The sequence below is a fragment of the Rhizobium grahamii CCGE 502 genome (genome assembly GCF_000298315.2).
Lineage (GTDB): Bacteria > Pseudomonadota > Alphaproteobacteria > Rhizobiales > Rhizobiaceae > Rhizobium > Rhizobium grahamii.
This window is the reverse complement of sequence record NZ_AEYE02000011.1, coordinates 85,279-102,651: the sequence shown is the minus strand read 5'-3', so window position 1 is coordinate 102,651 and position 17,373 is coordinate 85,279. Positions and strand designations below refer to the sequence as shown.

General features: G+C 59.7%; 14 protein-coding genes and 1 tRNA gene. 7 read left to right on the top strand and 8 right to left on the bottom strand.

Annotation, left to right across the window (positions count from 1 at the left end):
* Nucleotides 1-39: 39 nt before the first annotated feature.
* Nucleotides 40-1,257: an LL-diaminopimelate aminotransferase gene (locus RGCCGE502_RS08745; protein ID WP_016553794.1), complete on the bottom strand. Its 1,218-nt coding sequence runs from the start codon at nucleotides 1,255-1,257 to the stop codon at nucleotides 40-42.
* Between the two features lie 224 nt (nucleotides 1,258-1,481).
* Nucleotides 1,482-1,898 carry a hypothetical protein gene (locus RGCCGE502_RS08740; protein ID WP_016553793.1) on the bottom strand — a complete coding sequence of 139 codons (417 nt, stop codon included), beginning with the start codon at nucleotides 1,896-1,898 and terminating at the stop codon, nucleotides 1,482-1,484.
* Nucleotides 1,899-2,054: 156 nt separating this feature from the next.
* Here RGCCGE502_RS08740 and phaC point away from each other — a divergent pair, with 156 nt between their 5' ends.
* On the top strand, nucleotides 2,055-3,893 hold the full coding sequence (gene phaC / locus RGCCGE502_RS08735; protein ID WP_016553792.1) for a class I poly(R)-hydroxyalkanoic acid synthase: 1,839 nt from the start codon (nucleotides 2,055-2,057) through the stop codon (nucleotides 3,891-3,893).
* Between the two features lie 18 nt (nucleotides 3,894-3,911).
* On the opposite strand, the gene RGCCGE502_RS08730 is transcribed toward phaC, so the two are convergent.
* Nucleotides 3,912-4,931, bottom strand: a complete 1,020-nt coding sequence (locus RGCCGE502_RS08730; protein ID WP_016553791.1) for a class I SAM-dependent methyltransferase — start codon at nucleotides 4,929-4,931, stop codon at nucleotides 3,912-3,914.
* A gap of 310 nt (nucleotides 4,932-5,241) precedes the next feature.
* On the opposite strand from RGCCGE502_RS08730, the gene RGCCGE502_RS08725 reads away from it, so the two are divergent.
* The 6 genes from RGCCGE502_RS08725 to RGCCGE502_RS08695 all read left to right on the top strand — a co-directional run bounded on the left by RGCCGE502_RS08725 (nucleotide 5,242) and on the right by RGCCGE502_RS08695 (nucleotide 12,934).
* Complete coding sequence (locus RGCCGE502_RS08725; RefSeq protein WP_016553790.1) at nucleotides 5,242-6,558, top strand: tlde1 domain-containing protein; 1,317 nt, start codon at nucleotides 5,242-5,244, stop codon at nucleotides 6,556-6,558.
* A 572-nt stretch (nucleotides 6,559-7,130) separates the two neighbouring features.
* Nucleotides 7,131-7,967: a type I methionyl aminopeptidase gene (map, locus tag RGCCGE502_RS08715; protein WP_016553788.1), complete on the top strand. Its 837-nt coding sequence runs from the start codon at nucleotides 7,131-7,133 to the stop codon at nucleotides 7,965-7,967.
* Between the two features lie 7 nt (nucleotides 7,968-7,974).
* Nucleotides 7,975-8,796 (top strand): RadC family protein, encoded by an 822-nt coding sequence (gene radC / locus RGCCGE502_RS08710; protein WP_016553787.1) that lies wholly within the window; start codon nucleotides 7,975-7,977, stop codon nucleotides 8,794-8,796.
* Nucleotides 8,797-8,844: 48 nt separating this feature from the next.
* Nucleotides 8,845-9,459 (top strand): phosphatase domain-containing protein, encoded by a 615-nt coding sequence (locus RGCCGE502_RS08705; RefSeq protein WP_016553786.1) that lies wholly within the window; start codon nucleotides 8,845-8,847, stop codon nucleotides 9,457-9,459.
* A 102-nt stretch (nucleotides 9,460-9,561) separates the two neighbouring features.
* Nucleotides 9,562-10,968, top strand: coding sequence for a Si-specific NAD(P)(+) transhydrogenase (sthA, locus tag RGCCGE502_RS08700; RefSeq protein ID WP_016553785.1), 1,407 nt, complete (start codon nucleotides 9,562-9,564; stop codon nucleotides 10,966-10,968).
* A gap of 169 nt (nucleotides 10,969-11,137) precedes the next feature.
* Nucleotides 11,138-12,934 (top strand): B12-binding domain-containing radical SAM protein, encoded by a 1,797-nt coding sequence (locus RGCCGE502_RS08695; protein ID WP_016553784.1) that lies wholly within the window; start codon nucleotides 11,138-11,140, stop codon nucleotides 12,932-12,934.
* A 39-nt stretch (nucleotides 12,935-12,973) separates the two neighbouring features.
* Here the strand turns inward: RGCCGE502_RS08695 and RGCCGE502_RS08690 are convergent, their stop codons facing one another.
* The 5 genes from RGCCGE502_RS08690 to RGCCGE502_RS08670 form a co-directional block, all read right to left on the bottom strand.
* A complete protein-coding gene (locus RGCCGE502_RS08690; RefSeq protein WP_016553783.1) occupies nucleotides 12,974-13,399 on the bottom strand; it encodes a nuclear transport factor 2 family protein in 426 nt (141 codons plus the stop codon).
* 177 nt (nucleotides 13,400-13,576) lie between these two features.
* Nucleotides 13,577-15,058: a trigger factor gene (gene tig, locus RGCCGE502_RS08685; protein ID WP_016553782.1), complete on the bottom strand. Its 1,482-nt coding sequence runs from the start codon at nucleotides 15,056-15,058 to the stop codon at nucleotides 13,577-13,579.
* A 186-nt stretch (nucleotides 15,059-15,244) separates the two neighbouring features.
* Nucleotides 15,245-15,329: transfer RNA gene (locus tag RGCCGE502_RS08680), tRNA-Leu, on the bottom strand.
* Between the two features lie 155 nt (nucleotides 15,330-15,484).
* Entirely contained in the window at nucleotides 15,485-16,072 is a 588-nt protein-coding gene (locus RGCCGE502_RS08675; protein WP_016553781.1) for a GDYXXLXY domain-containing protein, read from the bottom strand.
* Nucleotides 16,069-17,172: a DUF2157 domain-containing protein gene (locus RGCCGE502_RS08670; protein WP_040674248.1), complete on the bottom strand. Its 1,104-nt coding sequence runs from the start codon at nucleotides 17,170-17,172 to the stop codon at nucleotides 16,069-16,071. Before RGCCGE502_RS08670 ends, RGCCGE502_RS08675 begins: the two co-directional genes overlap by 4 nt.
* Nucleotides 17,173-17,373 lie beyond the last annotated feature (201 nt).

Below are 17,373 nucleotides of genomic sequence, written 5' to 3'. Positions count from 1 at the left end.
AAGGCAGCCGCCGGAGCGGCTGCCGTTGAGGGGATTATATCAGCGATGTGCGTTGAGCGAGATGACGTTATGCATCGTCTCGTCTGCCGTCGACATGAACTTCTTGATATTGCGGGCTGCCTGACGGATACGGTGCTCGTTCTCGACGAGCGCCAGGCGTACGTAGTCATCGCCCATCTCGCCAAAGCCGATGCCCGGCGCGACCGCCACGTCGGCCTTTTCAACGAGCAGCTTGGAAAATTCCAGCGAACCGAGGTGGCGGAACTTTTCCGGGATCTTGGCCCAGGCAAACATCGTTGCTGCCGGCGGCGGCACCTCGAAGCCAGCCTTGCCGAAGGTATCCACCATGACATCGCGGCGACGCTTATAGACATTGCGAACTTCCGCAATGTCGGAGCCGTCACCGTTCAGCGCATGCGTTGCCGCCACCTGGATCGGCGTAAACGCGCCGTAATCGAGGTAGGATTTGACGCGCGTCAGTGCCGCGATCAGGCGTTCGTTGCCGACCGCAAAGCCCATACGCCAGCCCGGCATCGAGAAGGTCTTCGACATCGAGGTGAACTCGACGGTCACATCCATCGCGCCCGGAACCTCCAGAACCGACGGAGGCGGCTCGCCCTCGAAGTAGATCTCGGAGTAGGCAAGGTCGGACAAGACGATGATGTCGTGCTTCTTGGCGAAGGCGACGACGTCCTTGTAGAAGTCCAGTGTCGCTACAAAAGCCGTCGGGTTGGACGGATAGTTGAGGATCAGCGCAAGCGGCTTCGGAATCGAATGACGGACCGCGCGCTCCAGCGGCGGAAAGAAGCTCTCGTCCGGCTCGACCGACATCGAGCGAATGACGCCGCCGGCCATCAGAAAGCCGAAGGCGTGAATCGGGTACGTCGGGTTCGGGCAAAGAATCACATCGCCGGGCGCCGTGATTGCCTGCGCCATGTTGGCGAAGCCTTCCTTGGAGCCCAACGTTGCGACGACCTGCGTGTCCGGATTGAGCTTCACGCCAAAGCGGCGCGCGTAGTAGGCGGCTTGCGCCCGGCGAAGGCCGGGAATGCCCTTGGACGACGAATAGCGGTGTGTGCGCGGATCCTGGACGACTTCGCAGAGCTTGTCGACGATCGCCTTCGGGGTCGGAAGGTCAGGGTTTCCCATGCCGAGATCGATGATATCGGCCCCGCCCGCTCGCGCGCTCGCTTTCAAACGGTTGACCTGTTCGAAAACGTAAGGCGGCAAACGCCGGACTTTGTGAAACTCTTCCATTTCTTTCCCCACGGAAATGCGGCCACCGCGGCCGCGCTCGAAGTTCGTCCTAATTCCCGGCTGTTCGCGATACGAACTTCAGAATCGCCAACGCCGTATTCATCAGACTTGCGTCGCACGGCATTTCTTTGACGGAGAGCCGTGCAGGCCTTGCATTATCGGGAAAAATTCATCTTCCGCCACTGATGGAAGGCTTTGCTTCCAAATCGCAGCGAAGGCAAGGCCTAATTGGCGATTTCCGAGAGCGTGTCGGCGCCGTGCTCGGCTGCTAGCTTGCGAAATTCCGCGACCCGACGCTGATACTCGGCTTCCGAGATCGTGCCGGCCTTGCGCTGGGCAGCAAGTGCCGTCAGCTTCGACTGAAGGCCGCCGGCCTCCTGGTCGCTCATCTGGACGTTTGCGGCTGTCAGCGGCGCTCCAAACCCGGGATAGCCGTCCTTGTAATGCGACAGACCGCTCACCGTCGGCGCCTCGCCCTTTGTCGCATTCATGACGACGGGGGTCGGCGCTGCCTGACTGGCTTTGAAAGCGGCCTTTTCCTCGGGCGTCTGCAGGCATCCGGCAAGCGTCATGGCCGCGGCGGCGCTAATGAGCGCGATGCGGGTCACGTTTGCGATGATGCGGATGCCGTTTTTCGTCATGTGCCAGAGGTTCCCAAATCCTGAGGGTGCTTCGACTGTTAAATTCGTCGCCGCCACAAAGCAATAGCACGAGCGAGCGTCAGCGGAACTTGTTTTATCGATCTTTCCAGATGTACAACTCAATTTGCAGGAACATGCTGCCGCCGGAGGAAACGCGTGACCGACAGCAAGCAGGAAAACGGCAACAAGGCAAAGAACCCGGGCTTCAATGCAAAGGACCTAGATCCCTACCTGTTGAAAGATCCCGAGGCCATGGCGGTCAACTTCGCCCGTGCGCTCGAAAATCTCGGCAAGGCGGCCACTGCCTGGCTGGCGCCGCGCGAGCGCGGCGAGATCGCTGAGAATGCGGCAGAGCCGGTGACCGATATGGTCAAGACGCTCTCCAAGGTCACCGAGTACTGGATCGCCGATCCGCGCCGCACCTTCGAGGCGCAGACGCAGCTGATGAGCAGCTACTTCGGAATCTGGATGCGTTCGATGCAGCGCATGCAGGGCGAGACGCCGGCGGAAGAATCGGTCAGCAAGGACAAACGCTTTGCCGATGAGGACTGGCAAAAGAACCCGTTCTTCGAATTTCTGAAGCAGGTTTACCTGATCACCGCCGATTGGGCCGAGAAGATCGTCGCCGAAACCGAAGGCCTCGACGAACACACGAAGCACAAGGCCGGCTTCTATGTGAAACAGATCACGGCCGCGCTTTCGCCGACCAACTTCGTCGCCACCAATCCGCAGCTTTATCGCGAAACGATTGCCACCAGCGGCGAAAACCTGGTGCGCGGCATGAAGATGCTCGCCGAGGATATCGTCGCCGGCCAAGGCGACCTGAGGCTTCGCCAGACCGACATGACCAAGTTCGCAGTCGGCCGCGATATGGCGCTCACCGCAGGCAAGGTGATCGCGCAGAACGAGATCTGCCAGATCATCCAGTATGAGCCGACGACCGAGACGGTGCTGAAACGCCCGCTCCTCATCTGCCCGCCGTGGATCAACAAGTTTTACATCCTCGATCTCAACCCACAGAAATCGTTCATCAAATGGTGCGTCGACCAGGGACAGACCGTCTTCGTGATTTCCTGGGTCAATCCCGACGCCCGCCATGCGCAAAAAGACTGGGCCGCCTATGCGCGCGAGGGCATCGACTTTGCCCTCGATACAATCGAGAAGGCGACGGGCGAGAAGGAGGCGAACGCCGTTGGCTACTGTGTCGGCGGCACACTGCTTGCCGCGACGCTGGCGCTGCATGCCAAGGAAAAGAACAAGCGGATCAAGACGGCAACTCTCTTCACGACGCAGGTGGATTTCACCTATGCCGGCGATCTCAAGGTCTTCGTCGACGAGGAACAGTTGGGACGGCTTGAAGCCCATATGGACGAGATCGGCTACCTCGACGGTTCGAAGATGGCAACCGCCTTCAACATGCTGCGGGCCTCGGAGCTGATCTGGCCCTACTTCGTCAACAATTACCTGAAGGGCCAGGATCCCATGCCCTTCGACCTGCTCTTCTGGAATGCCGATTCCACCCGCATGGCGGCAGCCAACCACGCTTTCTACCTGCGCAATTGCTACCTCAGGAACGCGTTGACCGCGAACGAGATGATCCTCGACGGCCACAAGCTGTCGCTCAAGGACGTCAAGATCCCGATCTACAACCTAGCAACCCGCGAGGATCATATCGCGCCGGCAAAATCGGTGTTTCTCGGCAGCCAGTTCTTCGGTGGCAAGGTGGATTTCGTGCTCGCGGGCTCCGGCCATATCGCCGGCGTCGTCAATCCGCCGGACAAGAAGAAATACCAATACTGGACCGGTGGCGCGGCAAAGGGCGATTACGATGCGTGGCTCACCGAAGCCGCCGAAAATGCCGGCTCGTGGTGGCCACACTGGCAGGCCTGGATCGAGGCCAAGGATGGCAAGCGCGTGCCCGCCCGGAAGCCGGGCGGTGCCGCGCTCAACGCCATCGAAGAGGCGCCGGGAAGCTATGTGATGGAGCGAGCCTAGGGTCGAGACCTCAGCCCATCACTCCAGGAAGATCAGGCTGGCCGGCGATGGTGGCAGCGGCTTGAAAGCGACAACGCGGAACCCGGCCGATTCGGCCATGTCGGCAAGCTCCCGTTGCGTATAAGCGTCGCCTCTCGGCGTCGTGGCCAGCATGACCATGGCAAAAGCAGCCGGGAACTCCGGCGAGACGCGATCCTCGTTTGGAACGAACTCAACGATCCCGACCCGCCCTCCAGGAACCAGGTTCGCTCGCGCCTTCTTCAAAAGCGCGATGCAGCCGTCAACATCGAAGTGATGAAGGAAGTTCGGGAGTAGTATGAGGTCATAGCCGCCGCCCCAATCGACTTCGAACGCACTTCCCGCCTGGAAGGTGAACCGGTCCGCCACCCCCGCCTTCGTCGCGTTCTCTTGGGTTACAGCAAGAACCGGTTTCCAATCGAGTGCAACCACGCGTGCCGACGGCGCCACCTTGGCGATTTCGATCCCGAAGAACCCGGGGCCGGCGGCAATATCGAGCACCTTGCTCGGCGGCGTTGACCATGTCGCCACATCAGATGCCAGGGCCTTTGCGCTTACTCCGGTGAACGCGCCCATGGCCCGCGCAAACTTGACCCACACCGGATTGTCAGGGGCAACGTTCGCCAGCCCGACGGAACCCCCATTGCGGACATAGGCAGCCGGGTCGTCGAGCAGCAACGACACCATTTGTGGCGAGCCGAGGAAATCGATGGCAGCCCCCATATAGGCTGGCGAGCGCCGATCGAGAAAGACCTGGCTCGACGGCGTCAGTGCGTAATTGTCGCCGCCCTTCGTCAGGAAGCCGGAAACCGCCAGAAAGTCGCAGAGAATGCGCACTCCGCGCTCGGCGCAACCCAACTCCGACGCGAGCATCGCCGCGGTTTTACGGTCCCCGGCAAGTCTCGTGAAAACATCGAATTCGATGGCCGCCTTCATCGCGGCCGTTTTCCGAAATGCGAACATCGCCTCGACCAGCAAGGCCGGCGAAACCTCTTCATGAACCACTTGCGTCGAAGACATCGGCTTTTCCCTCCCAGCGTGGAGCTACGACGGGAAGAACATATAGCAGAATCCGCACTTCTCGGCACGTCATGAGAAGAGGGAGGATTGCGCAAAATAAGGCCGCGGCGATGCGCAACGGGCCCCCGTTTCAATTTCGAACGGCTTGGGCGCTCCCGTAAAGGAATTGGTTACCATAATTCGTCATCCTACCAGGCAACCGGACATATTAGCGAGCCGCAATTTAGCCCTGATGCTCCTATACCGGCCCCGGCGAAGAAGTATCAGTTTGTACTGCCGGCCCAGTAACGAGTTGTGAAAGACGAGTGTTATGGCGTTGGCGGTCGATGTGTTTAGCAGTAGCAGGCCCGTAGGTACCCCCATTTCTCGTTTCGTTTCCCCTTTCCGCTTCCTTTCAGGTGCAGCTCTTGTCGGTGCCGGGTTTGCCGCTTCAGCTTGGGTCGTCGCCACCGTTGCGACCATGCATATGGTCGCCCCGAGCGCGGGTCCGCTTGCCAACGCCGCGCTTGCACCCCTAGCCGTCACCAAGGCCGAGCCGACGCAACGCCTCGTTCACGTCAAGAAATTCTCGAGGCTGCGCATGAGCACCGAGAGTGAACTGGCGCTGGCAAGGGGCGTTCGCGTGGCGACCCCGTCCGCAGCGCTCGCAGCCGCATTCGTCGGGCAGTCGGAGCCTCTTACCGTTTCTGAAGGCTCGCCGAACAAGCCGGCCATGATTGCGGCAGCAACAGCACCTGCCCAGCCGGAACGGGAAAAGGATGACGCTGTTACGACGACGCCTGTCGCCGTTGCCTCGGCTGATCGGATCATCATTCCCTCGAAGGCAGAGGTCGCGGCTGCCGAAGGCCCTGTCCTACTGGCGCTCGCCGCCCAACCCGAGGCCGTCATCAAGGGGCAGGTCCCGCCCGCCGCCCCCAAGCCTGGCCCGGTCGAGGTTGCAAGCCTTGCGCCGGCCGCGCCGAACGAGCAACAGGCTCCGGCCACAAGCCAGCCGTTCGATCTCGTGTTGAGCGGCAGCGACACGTCGATCCCTTTGCCGATGGCTCGGCCCGACGGCCTGAGCAGGCGCGCGACGCCTAGCGATCGCAGCGCTCCAGCAGAACCGGTACTCGCCTATGCCCGGCCGGATGCGGGCGCCTCGGATGATGACGAAGACGCGATGCCGACCGTAAAGAAGGGACTGTCTGCCCCGGTCGCGCGCAGCGGCGTCGCGGTCTACGACATTTCCGCCAACGTGGTCTACCTTCCGAACGGCGAACGCCTGGAAGCCCATTCCGGCCTCGGCAAGATGCGTGACAACCCGCGTTTCGTGCATGCCAAGAACCGCGGACCAACCCCACCGCACACCTACAATCTGACGATGCGTGAAAGCCTCTTCCACGGTGTCGAAGCGATCCGCCTCAATCCTGTCGGTGGCGCAGGCTACGTCTATAACCGTGTCGGTCTGCTCGCGCACACCTATATGCTCGGCGCCCGCGGCGACTCCAACGGTTGTGTATCCTTCAGTGATTACAAGCGCTTCCTCGCCGCCTTCAAGCGCGGTCAGATACGTCAGCTGGTTGTGGTCACCAGCATGCCGAACAAGCCGACCTCCACCTTCGCCTCGCTGTTTTCGTCGCGCTCCTGAGTAGGTCGTTATCAATAAACGACATACTCGATTTTCCCCGTATTGAGCGGCTATGCCATCATCCCCTCGTCCCGTCGCGGATACACCGCAAGGCGTTGCGGCGAGGCCGGACCGGCGCCGGGTGTGGAAGAAGGACGTGAGCTTCCGCATCAGGGGTCCGCAGAAAATGGTCTCCCTCCGGGGACGGCGGCGCCCGCGCGAATGCGGCGTCAAGTTGAGCCTCGGACGTGCCTGTGTGGCACACATGGCCCCCTGAAGAAGCGTAAGCATCCTCCGGCAAGGCTGCAGAGGGACCGGAGTTGCGGGCACAAACCGCCGAGCGGGGCGCTGGGAAGCGCCATATTGTTTTTACTCCAGCGAGGCAATTTCCAGCGCCCCGTCCGAGTGAAGGGCAGGATCAAGCCACGGGCCGAAAGGATCGCGTGTAGGTTCGTGCTGCGATCGGTTGAAAGGCCGGAGCGCAGGTTCAAAGCAACCGCGCAGTCAGAAATAATGTTCCACCCATTGATCGCGATGGACGAACCCGGCATAGCTGCATTATGTACCAGAATGACAATCGCTAAGGGCCTGCAATGGTGAATTATATCGAAGCCTCTTCCGCACCGTCGAAGAATACGGGCGCAATCAGGCTCTACGGTTCCGAAGCTTTCGAGGGAATGCGCAAGGCTTGCCGCCTCACGGCGCGCTGCCTTGATGAGTTGGCCGCTGTCGTAAAGCCCGGTCTGCCTACCGATGCAATTGATCGTTTCGTCTTCGAGTTCGGCATGGACAACGGTGCGATTCCGGCGACCCTCAACTATCGCGGCTACACGAAATCGACCTGCACCTCGATCAACCATGTCGTCTGCCACGGTATTCCGGATGCCAAGCCGCTGCGCGAGGGCGATATTGTCAACATCGACGTCACCTATGTGGTTGACGGGTGGCACGGTGATTCCAGCCGGATGTATCCGGTCGGTACCATCAAGCGCGCCGCAGAGCGGCTTCTCGAGGTGACCTACGAATCCCTGCTGCGCGGCATCGCAGCCGTTCGCCCGGGTGCTCGCACCGGTGCGATCGGGGAAGCCATTCAAATGTACGCCGAGGCCGAGCGCTGTTCCGTAGTGCGCGACTTCTGTGGCCATGGCGTAGGCGCGCTCTTCCACGACTCCCCGAACATTCTGCACTACGGGCGCGCCAGTGAGGGACCGGAACTGCGTGAAGGCATGATCTTCACCATCGAGCCGATGATCAACCTCGGTCGCCCGCATGTGAAAGTGCTGGCTGACGGCTGGACCGCCGTCACGCGCGACCGCTCGCTTTCCGCGCAATACGAACACACGGTCGGCGTCACCGCCGATGGCTGCGAGATCTTCACTCTTTCTCCCGGCGGCCTCGACCGCCCCGGCCTTCCGCCCTTGAACCGATGAGCACTTGATGACGAAGGGTCCTGTTTCGCACTCCAACGACGCCGAACTGCCCTTCGCCACCAGCGACGGAAGCGATGAACGCTCTTTCTTCGCGGAACAGGCCGCCAAACCGGCTTCGCTGGCAAAACAGGCCAATCTCCCTGCGCCGATCGGCAAGGAAGAGCACTACCACGGCCACCGGGAGCGATTGCGTGACCGCTTTCGCCAGCATGGCGATACCGCGCTTGCCGACTACGAGCTGCTCGAATTGCTGCTGTTCAGATTGATCCCGCGGCGCGACACCAAACCGATCGCCAAGGCGTTGCTCGAGCGCTTTGGTTCGCTCGCAGCGGTTTTCGGTGCGCCTCTGCCCCTGCTGCAGGAGGTAAAGGGTATCGGCGAAGCGGTGGCACTCGATCTGAAACTGATGTCGACTGTCGCGCAGCGAACTCTGAAGAGCGAACTTCGAGGCAAGCAGGTGCTCTCGTCCTGGTCGTCGGTGATCCAGTACTGCCATGCGGCGATGGCACATGAAACACGCGAGCAGTTCCGCATCCTGTTTCTCGACAAGCGCAATGCATTGATCGCGGACGAGGTCCAGGGACGCGGGACCGTCGATCATACGCCGGTTTATCCACGCGAAGTCGTGCGGCGGGCGCTCGAGCTTTCCGCCACCGCCTTGATCCTGGTCCACAACCATCCTTCCGGGGATCCGACGCCGTCGCGTGCCGACATCGACATGACGAAAATGATAGTCGACACGGCAAAGCCGCTCGGCATCACGGTCCACGATCACATCATCATCGGCAAGGATGGCCACGCGAGCCTCAAGGGGTTGCGTCTGATATAGCGGCCGGGCCGCTTCAGGTGTCCGTCAGGTTTCGGTGGCAAAGCGAGGATGCTGCAACCGTCCTGCTTCGAGACCTTCATGACGACGATCGCCCCCCGCCAATTTCCACGCTCCTGGAGACTTGCAGTACAATGTCTTGCCCTCCTCACGCTCGTGATCGGCGGCTACGCCGTCTACCTGTTCGCTACCGACAATTTTCATAGCGTAGTCGCCGGCGAGGTCTACCGCTCTTCGCAGCCCTCCCCGCAGGCAATCGCGGAGTTCGAGAAGCGCTACGGGATCAAGACCATCATCAGCCTGCGTGGCGGCGTCAATACCCCAGTGTGGCAAGCCGAAGTCGCGCAAGCGAAGTCGCTCGGCATCGAGCACATCGATTTTCCGATGTCCGCCTACAGGGAGCTCACTCCGGAGCAGGCGAAGGAATTGATCCAGGTCATGAAGGACGCTCCGAAACCCTTGTTGATCCATTGCCTGTCTGGTTCCGATCGCACCGGGCTTGCAGCAGCCCTGTACCTTGCGGCAATCAGCAAGACGAACGAACACGTGGCGGAAGGACAGATGTCGATTCTCTATGGCCATATTCCGCTGTCGATCAGCCGCGCTTTCGCGATGGATCGCACCTTCGAGAAGCTAGAACCCCTACTTGGCTTCAGTGAATCCTGATATTCGCCCATAAAATATTCTGCAACATTGACCTGCTACCCGTGGACGCGCGACATACTGCGTCGCAAAAATGATTCCAGCTTAGCAATCGGGGCCAGGTGAATGTTCCAGTACGATCTTGTTGTTGTTGGTAGCGGTCCGGCAGGCCGCCGCGGCGCTATCCAAGCCGCCAAGCTCGGCAAGAAGGTACTGGTCATCGAGCAGGGCAAGCGGGTTGGCGGCGTTTCGGTGCACACGGGCACCATCCCCTCGAAGACGCTGCGCGAAACGGCCCTCAATCTCTCGGGTTGGCGCGAGCGCGGTTTCTACGGCAGATCCTACCGGGTGAAGGAGGAAATCAGCGCCGATGACCTTCGGCGGCGCCTGCTGATCACTCTTGATCACGAAGTCGAGGTGTTGGAGCACCAGTTCGCCCGAAACCGCGTGCAGCATATCAGGGGCAAAGCAAGCTTCGTCGACGCGTCGACGCTCGAAGTCGTCAAGGACGACGGCGAGGTCGTCAAGGTCACCGGGGCGAGTGTCCTGCTTGCGGTCGGCACGAAACCGTTCCGCCCGGACTACATCCCGTTCGACAACAAGACGGTACTCGACAGCGACGAACTGCTCGATATCGGAGAGCTGCCGCGATCGATGGCTGTCATCGGCGCCGGCGTCATCGGCATTGAGTATGCCACGATCTTCAGCGCCCTGGATACCGCGGTCACAGTCATCGATCCCAAAACGACGATGCTCGACTTCATCGACCGAGAAATCGTCGAAGACTTCACCTATCAGCTGCGCGATCGCAACATGAAGATCCTGCTCGGCACCAAAGCCGACAAGGTAACGCGCCTGGACAACGGCAAGGTAGAACTAAAGCTCGACAATGGTCGCCACCTGGTGACTGACATGGTTCTGTTTGCTGCCGGACGTCTGGGGGCGACCGACACACTCAATTTACCGGCTGCCGGGCTGGAAGCCGACAGCCGCGGTCGTCTTAAGGTCAATCCGGAAACCTTCCAGACCTCGGTACCGAACATCTACGCCGCCGGCGATGTCGTCGGATTCCCGAGCCTTGCGTCTACATCGATGGAACAGGGTCGCATTGCCGCGCGTGTTGCGATCGGCGCAGTCGCCAAGGAGCCGCCAAAATACTTCCCTTACGGCATCTACGCCGTGCCTGAGATTTCCACCTGCGGCTTGACCGAGGAAGAGATGAAGGAGCGCGGCATTCCCTATGAATGCGGCATTGCGCGCTTCCGCGAGACGTCGCGCGGTCATATCATGGGCCTCGATACGGGGCTTCTGAAGCTCATCTTTTCGCTGAAGACGCGCCGGCTGCTTGGCGTGCATATCGTCGGCGAAGGAGCGACCGAGCTGGTTCATATCGGCCAGGCTGTGCTGAACCTCAAGGGCACGGTCGAGTATTTCGTGGAAAACACGTTCAACTATCCGACTCTCGCCGAAGCCTACAAGATTGCGGGCCTTGATGCCTGGAACCGGATGGGCGATATCAAGTCTGAACTTTGAGCCCCATTGAGCATCATTGACATTTTATCGAACAAAAACAGACTGTTAATATCTGTGAAAAATCCGTTCGGCCTGACTTATTTGTGTCAGATAGTCCCCGTAAAACCTGCCCTTGTATAATCCACCGCGTCTGGTAGCGTCCATTTTCGGGGATTTCTCTTACCAGCGAGTGACCGTGCAAGATCTGCCAAAGACTGCCGAACGGAATTTCCAGCTCATCCTGATCAAGCCGTCGCACTACGACGACGACGGCTATGTGATCCGGTGGTGGCGGGCGATGATCCCCTCCAATTCCCTGGCCGCGATTTACGGAATCGCCTCCGACTGCGCAGAACGCGAGGTGCTGGGGCCAGGGGTCAAGATCGAGATCACGGTCATCGACGAGACCAACACGCGGGTCGACACTCCGGCGCTGCTGAAACGACTCGCACAACACGACAATTTCGGGATGGTTGCGCTGGTTGGCGTTCAGTCGAACCAGTATCCACGGGCACTGGACATCGCGCGCCCTTTCCGCAAGGCCGGAGTTCCGGTTTCGATGGGCGGCTTTCACGTGTCGGGGTGCCTCGCCATGCTCGACGGCAAGGCGGTTGGTCTCGACGCCTGTCGCGAGATGGGCATCTCGATGTTTGCCGGGGAGGCCGAGGGCCGGCTGGACCGCGTCCTCCAGGATGCGGCCAGCGGCCAGCTTGAGCCACTCTACAATTTCATGAACGACCTGCCGAGCATCGAAGGCGCGGCCGTCCCATTCCTGCCGAAGACCAATGTGGCGCAGACGCTCGGCCTCAGCACCAGCTTCGACGCCGGACGCGGCTGCCCCTATCAATGCTCTTTCTGCACCATCATCAATGTGCAGGGCCGCAAATCACGCTTCCGCTCGGCCGACGATGTCGAAAAACTGGTGCGGATGAACTGGGCGCAAGGCATCCACAAGTTCTTCATCACCGACGACAATTTCGCCCGCAACAGGGATTGGGAAGCAATCTTCGACCGCTTGATCGAACTCCGGGAGAAGGACGGCATTCCACTTGGATTGATGATCCAGGTCGACACCCTCTGCCACAAGATCCCCAACTTCATCGAAAAATCCAAGCGAGCCGGCGTTACGCGCGTCTTCATCGGGCTTGAAAATGTAAACCCTGATAACCTGACCGCCGCCAAGAAGAACCAGAACAAAATCACTGAGTACCGGAAAATGTTGCTCGCCTGGAAGGCGCAAGGCATCATGACATTAGCCGGGTACATTCTTGGCTTCCCGGCAGACACGCCAGAGACGATTCGACGCGACATCGCGATCATCCAGCACGAACTGCCGCTCGATGTCATCGAATTCTTCGTGCTGACGCCACTGCCGGGCTCCGAAGACCACCAGACTCTATGGAAGAAGGGCGTCGAGATGGACGCCGACCTCAATATTTATGACGTCGAGCACGTCTGCACGGCACATCCGAAGATGACCAAGCAGGAATGGGAAAGCATCTACCAGGAAGCCTGGTCGCTCTACTATTCGCCAGAGCACATGAAAACGCTGCTGCGCCGCGCGGTTGCCACAGGTGTGCCGCTCGCGAGCCTCGTGAAAGTCCTTGTGTCGTTCGCCACGACTGTACCATTGGAAAACGTGCATCCATTGCAGAGCGGCCTGCTACGGCTCAAGCATCCCTCCGAACGCCGGCCCGACCTGCCGCGCGAAAGCGCCGTGATCTTTTGGCCGCGCTTCGTCTGGGAAACGGTCGCCAAGCACCTGTCGCTAGGTGCAACCATTGCCAAGCTTGCAGTCAGCGCCTTCTTCATCGCACGAGACAAAAAGTCAAAGACCTATATGGACCAGGCACTGACACCGGTCGGTGACCATGAGGATGAGACGCTTGAACTCTTCACGAAGACAGCGGGCGGGCGAGCTGCGGTCTCCCACATTCACAAGGTCGCGGAGTTGACCCACGCCCACAAGGTGCGACCCGCGGTCTGAGACCGCGCGCCACCGCCGGCGATGCAAACGAACCGATTGTTATATCTGTGCCGCGGAGATCGTCGCTAGATTAAGTAGCGACGCAGCTTGAAGGGTGTCGAGAAATTCGACGCACTCAACAACCTTGCCGTTCTCGAAGGTCATCTTGTCCATGATCTCTGTGTCGAACTTGGTGGTACCATGGCGCATATGGCCAACGCGATGAACCAGCGCGACATTTCCGTCGACACGGATGTCGAGGATCTCAAGCGCCGTCATATCCCAAGTGTCGATGAAATGCCGCATCGTCGCGCGAAGTGCAGCACTGCCGACAACCGGGTCGGTGAGCGGCGCTAAATATCGACTTCCGGCCGCGCGGAAAATGCAGTTGTCACCGAGAAATGACATAAGGACATCAAGGTGCCCCTGATGTCGCGCCTCGAAAATCTGCCTTGTCAGGTCTTTCAAGTCTGCGTCGGAAGTCATCGTCAATCCCTCCCCTGCCAGCAACACACAGCTTGCATCCGAATATTCTAAAATGCAACCAGATGGTGCGTCTCAAGCGCAAACTGGATAAGCGGCGGCATGCAAGCCGCACGCGGCCTGGAGAATAAAAAAGCCCCGCACAAGGCGGGGCTTTCTGTAAGATCAATTGGCCGAAGATTACTCGGCGCCTTCCTCGGAAGCCTTCTTCTTCGGAGCGGCCTTCTTCTTCGGAGCGGCGGCTTCTTCGCCTTCGGAAGCCTCAGCCTTGGCAGCTGCCTTCTTCTTCGGAGCAGCCTTCTTGGTTTCCTTCTCCGAGCCTTCGCCTTCTTCGTCGGCGAGAAGCTCTTCCTTGGTGACCTTCTTGTCCGTAACGTCGATCTCGGTCAGCAGGTGGTCGATGACCTTTTCTTCGAAGATCGGTGCGCGGATCGAGGCGGCTGCACCCGGCTGGCTACGGAAGAAGTCGAGGATCTGCTTTTCCTGGCCCGGATACTGACGCAGCTGCTCGTAGATGGCGCGCTGCATTTCGTCTTCGCTCACTTCAACGCCGGCCTTTTCGCCGATTTCGGAGAGAACGAGGCCGAGGCGAACGCGACGCTCAGCAAGCTTCTTGTACTCCTCGCGAGCCTTCTCTTCCGTCGTGTCTTCGTCTTCGAAGGTCTTGCCGGACTGAGCGAGATCGTTGGCGACCTGGTTCCAGATGCCGTTGTATTCTGCTTCGACGAGCGAGGCAGGCGTCTCGAACTTGTACATTTCGTCGAGCTGGTCGAGGATCTGACGCTTGACCTTCTGGCGGGTCATCGAGCCGTACTGCGATTCGATCTGGCCGCGGACGATCTCCTTCAGGCGGTCAGCCGATTCAAGGCCGAGCTTCTTTGCCAGTTCGTCGTTGATTTCAACGTCGGCCGGAGCTGCAACATCCTTGACCGTGACATCGAAGGTTGCTTCCTGGCCAGCCAGGTTCTTGGCCGGGTAGTCAGCCGGGAACGTGACGGTGATGGTCTTCTCGTCGCCAGCCTTCGTGCCGACCAGCTGGTCTTCGAAGCCCGGGATGAAGCGGCCCGAACCGAGAACGAGTTCGGCGCCCTGATCGGTGCCGCCCTCGAAGGCAACGCCGTCGACCTTGCCGAGGTAGTCCATGGTGATGCGGTCGCCGTCGGCAGCCTTGCCCTTCTTGGTTTCATAAGAACGGGCGCTTTCGGCAACCTTGAGAACCTGCTCGTTGACTTCCTCGTCGGAGATATCAACGACTTCGCGGGTGATCTTGACGCCCTTGACGGACTTCAGCTCGATCGGCGGCAGAACTTCATAGGAAAGCGTGAACTCGAAATCCTTCTGAGCAGCCAGGATCAGTTCTGCTTCGTCCTTGTCTTCCGTCATCGCGATTTCAGGCTGCGTAGCAGACTTTTCGCCGCGCTCCGCCAAGATGGCAGTCGGCTGTTCGCGAACGATCTCGTTGACGAGGTCGGCCATGATCGACTTGCCGTAAACCTTCTTGAGGTGAGCGGCCGGAACCTTGCCCGGACGGAAGCCGTTGATGCGGACCTTGTCCTTCACGTCGGCAAGACGCTCGTTCATCTTGACTTCCATGTCCTTGGCCGGGATTACGACCTTGATTTCGCGCTTCAGCCCTTCAGCGAGCGTTTCGATAACCTGCATGTCTTCCTACCTTCATTTCGTGGCGGCCGTGCCCAGACGCCGTTCGTTTCGATGAGCACGACGCCGGAAAGTTGCCGAGCGTGGCTTGTTCTCAATTCTTATTCATTCCACCCAAGGCGGAACGGCGCTTGCTTCCGGGTAATCGAGGGATACCGGTTCCGGTCCCCCCGCCTGCAAGCCAGCTTTTGGTGCGGGTAGAGAGACTTGAACTCCCACGCCTTGCGGCACCAGAACCTAAATCTGGCGTGTCTACCAATTTCACCATACCCGCGTTCTCAAAAACCGCATGCATATGCCTGCACATGAGGCCTTCCGGAGCGCGGCGTCTCTATATCACCCGATTTGGGAGAGGCAAAGGAAAAATGAAGGGCAAATGACAGTGATTTCGCCCGCACTCGCAGGCTTCCACACCCATTTGGCCTCTATTCAATAAAGAGGCTCGTCGTAAGCGGGCTTGCCGTCGACGAGCAGGCTGCGGATCTGCGGCGTTCCGTCGGACGCCACACGAACGGCAATGGATACATCACCATCTTGGCGAGCCCGCTCGAGAGCCGTCCCCTGTCCTTCGGGAACGTAGTAACGTTCGATCCCGTACTCGACGCGAAGATGATCGGCGGAACTGGGTCCGTAGCTGTAGAAAGGTCTGGTGTGCAAAAAGACAGCCCCCGCCTGCTCCGGCAAAGGCGCGAACGATGATTCGACAATGCCCCAGAAGCCCCCATCACCAGGCTTCAAGCGCACCCAGAGGCTCTTGCTGCCCTGATCCTGAGGGACGCCGCCAATGATCGAGGCGACCGGAACCGAGGATATGTCGTAGTTCAGTACCACGTAGTCGCCGCGCAAAAAGTCGCGCGGATCCACCGGCGCAGTCTTTAGAAGAATATCGGCGCCACTGCGCAAAATCGAAGCACGACTCTCAATGACGTACCCCAGCACCGCCGTCTGCAGAGCGGCAACAATGACTGCGGCGACAAAGTAGCGGCACCCTGAGCCTTGCATTGAAAACACGCTCATACGCTTGCCCCCTGCGTTCTGGCTGCAAATCGCCGCTCAAGCCGAATGACGATCCATGCCACGGCAGCAACGAAGAGCCCCGAGAACAAGAAGAGGCTGGATGTACCGAGAATCGATCCGACCGTCACCGACGCAAGATAGAGCATCTCCACCGCAAACACCGTGTAACCCAGATAGCGCACCGCGCCATTGTTGCGGCCTTGGAGCGCGATCGCCAGAATCGCAGCGCCGAGCGTCACCACCGCCAATGTTACGAACTGCCAGCCATGCTCGAGTTCGACGTGCAGGAAGAACAAGCCAATCACTGCGACGAGGAACGCGTAGAACGCGGGCGCGGAGCCGGCGCTTCTGACGAGTGCAGAGAGACGCGGCAGCGGCAGGCTGACGGCCACGAAAGTCAGCATGCCGGCAACAAAATAGACAAGGGCAAGCCAGAAATTCTCGTTGACCGCATAGATCCAGGTCAGCCAGCCGACGACCAGCAGGTATGCCAGATGCCGCACGCGACCTGCGCCGGTGAAGCGCACAAGGCCAATGACAACCACCGCCATCAACGGCACGACCCAAGGATCAAGACCGACCCAGCGGGTATCGTAGGTATCGAGATAGGCTGCAAAGCTGCCCCAAGACAAAAAGCCAGCCACCGCAGCGACGACGCCCGAGCGGAACAGAATCGCCGAAACGACGGCAATGGCGAACCAGAGATACATCACCGTCAACTCGTCGCCGGACAGATGGTACATCTGCCCGACCAGCGAAATCGCCCCGCCGAAGGATAAGGTGCCAATCACCAGCAGCCCGCTTGCCGCCGCGATCGCACCACGCCTCAGCATGGCGGCTGCGCCGAGATGCACAGTCCAGATAACCGCAAGAATGACTGCCAGGCGGACGAGGCGCGGAATGGCCTCCCAGTTCGAAGCCACGACAAGCAGGATCGCCGCGCCGAGCAGGATTGCGGCAAGGATCATCAACACCTTGCCGAGGCTGAAGCTCGCCGGACGGGCATCATATTCCCCCAACAGCGCTCCTGCGGTCGCTTCCGGCAAAAGCCCTTTTTCCACCCAAACTGAAAGATCTCGCTCCAGTCTACCGCGGTACATGCCCTACTCCGCCAAACACGCAAAGACGCGCTTTCTCGTTACTTTATAGCCGTTGATTGAGCAGGAGGGAAATATTCCCATATGAATTCCTCATTGTGCAAAATTAGGCGCGCGCCTTAACCTATCGATAACGTCAAATCGCTAATATATACCCATACTCGCAGCCATGCACTTGATGCATAGGCAGTATGAGAATATTGC

Coding starts and splice junctions, on each gene's coding strand:
- RGCCGE502_RS08745 (WP_016553794.1), bottom strand. CDS start 1,257: ATGGAAGAGTTTCACAAAGTCCGGCGTTTGCCGCCTTACGTTTTCGAA.
- RGCCGE502_RS08740 (WP_016553793.1), bottom strand. CDS start 1,898: ATGACGAAAAACGGCATCCGCATCATCGCAAACGTGACCCGCATCGCG.
- RGCCGE502_RS08730 (WP_016553791.1), bottom strand. CDS start 4,931: ATGTCTTCGACGCAAGTGGTTCATGAAGAGGTTTCGCCGGCCTTGCTG.
- RGCCGE502_RS08725 (WP_016553790.1), top strand. CDS start 5,242: ATGGCGTTGGCGGTCGATGTGTTTAGCAGTAGCAGGCCCGTAGGTACC.
- map (WP_016553788.1), top strand. CDS start 7,131: ATGGTGAATTATATCGAAGCCTCTTCCGCACCGTCGAAGAATACGGGC.
- radC (WP_016553787.1), top strand. CDS start 7,975: ATGACGAAGGGTCCTGTTTCGCACTCCAACGACGCCGAACTGCCCTTC.
- RGCCGE502_RS08705 (WP_016553786.1), top strand. CDS start 8,845: ATGCTGCAACCGTCCTGCTTCGAGACCTTCATGACGACGATCGCCCCC.
- sthA (WP_016553785.1), top strand. CDS start 9,562: ATGTTCCAGTACGATCTTGTTGTTGTTGGTAGCGGTCCGGCAGGCCGC.
- RGCCGE502_RS08690 (WP_016553783.1), bottom strand. CDS start 13,399: ATGACTTCCGACGCAGACTTGAAAGACCTGACAAGGCAGATTTTCGAG.
- tig (WP_016553782.1), bottom strand. CDS start 15,058: ATGCAGGTTATCGAAACGCTCGCTGAAGGGCTGAAGCGCGAAATCAAG.
- RGCCGE502_RS08675 (WP_016553781.1), bottom strand. CDS start 16,072: ATGAGCGTGTTTTCAATGCAAGGCTCAGGGTGCCGCTACTTTGTCGCC.
- RGCCGE502_RS08670 (WP_040674248.1), bottom strand. CDS start 17,172: ATGTACCGCGGTAGACTGGAGCGAGATCTTTCAGTTTGGGTGGAAAAA.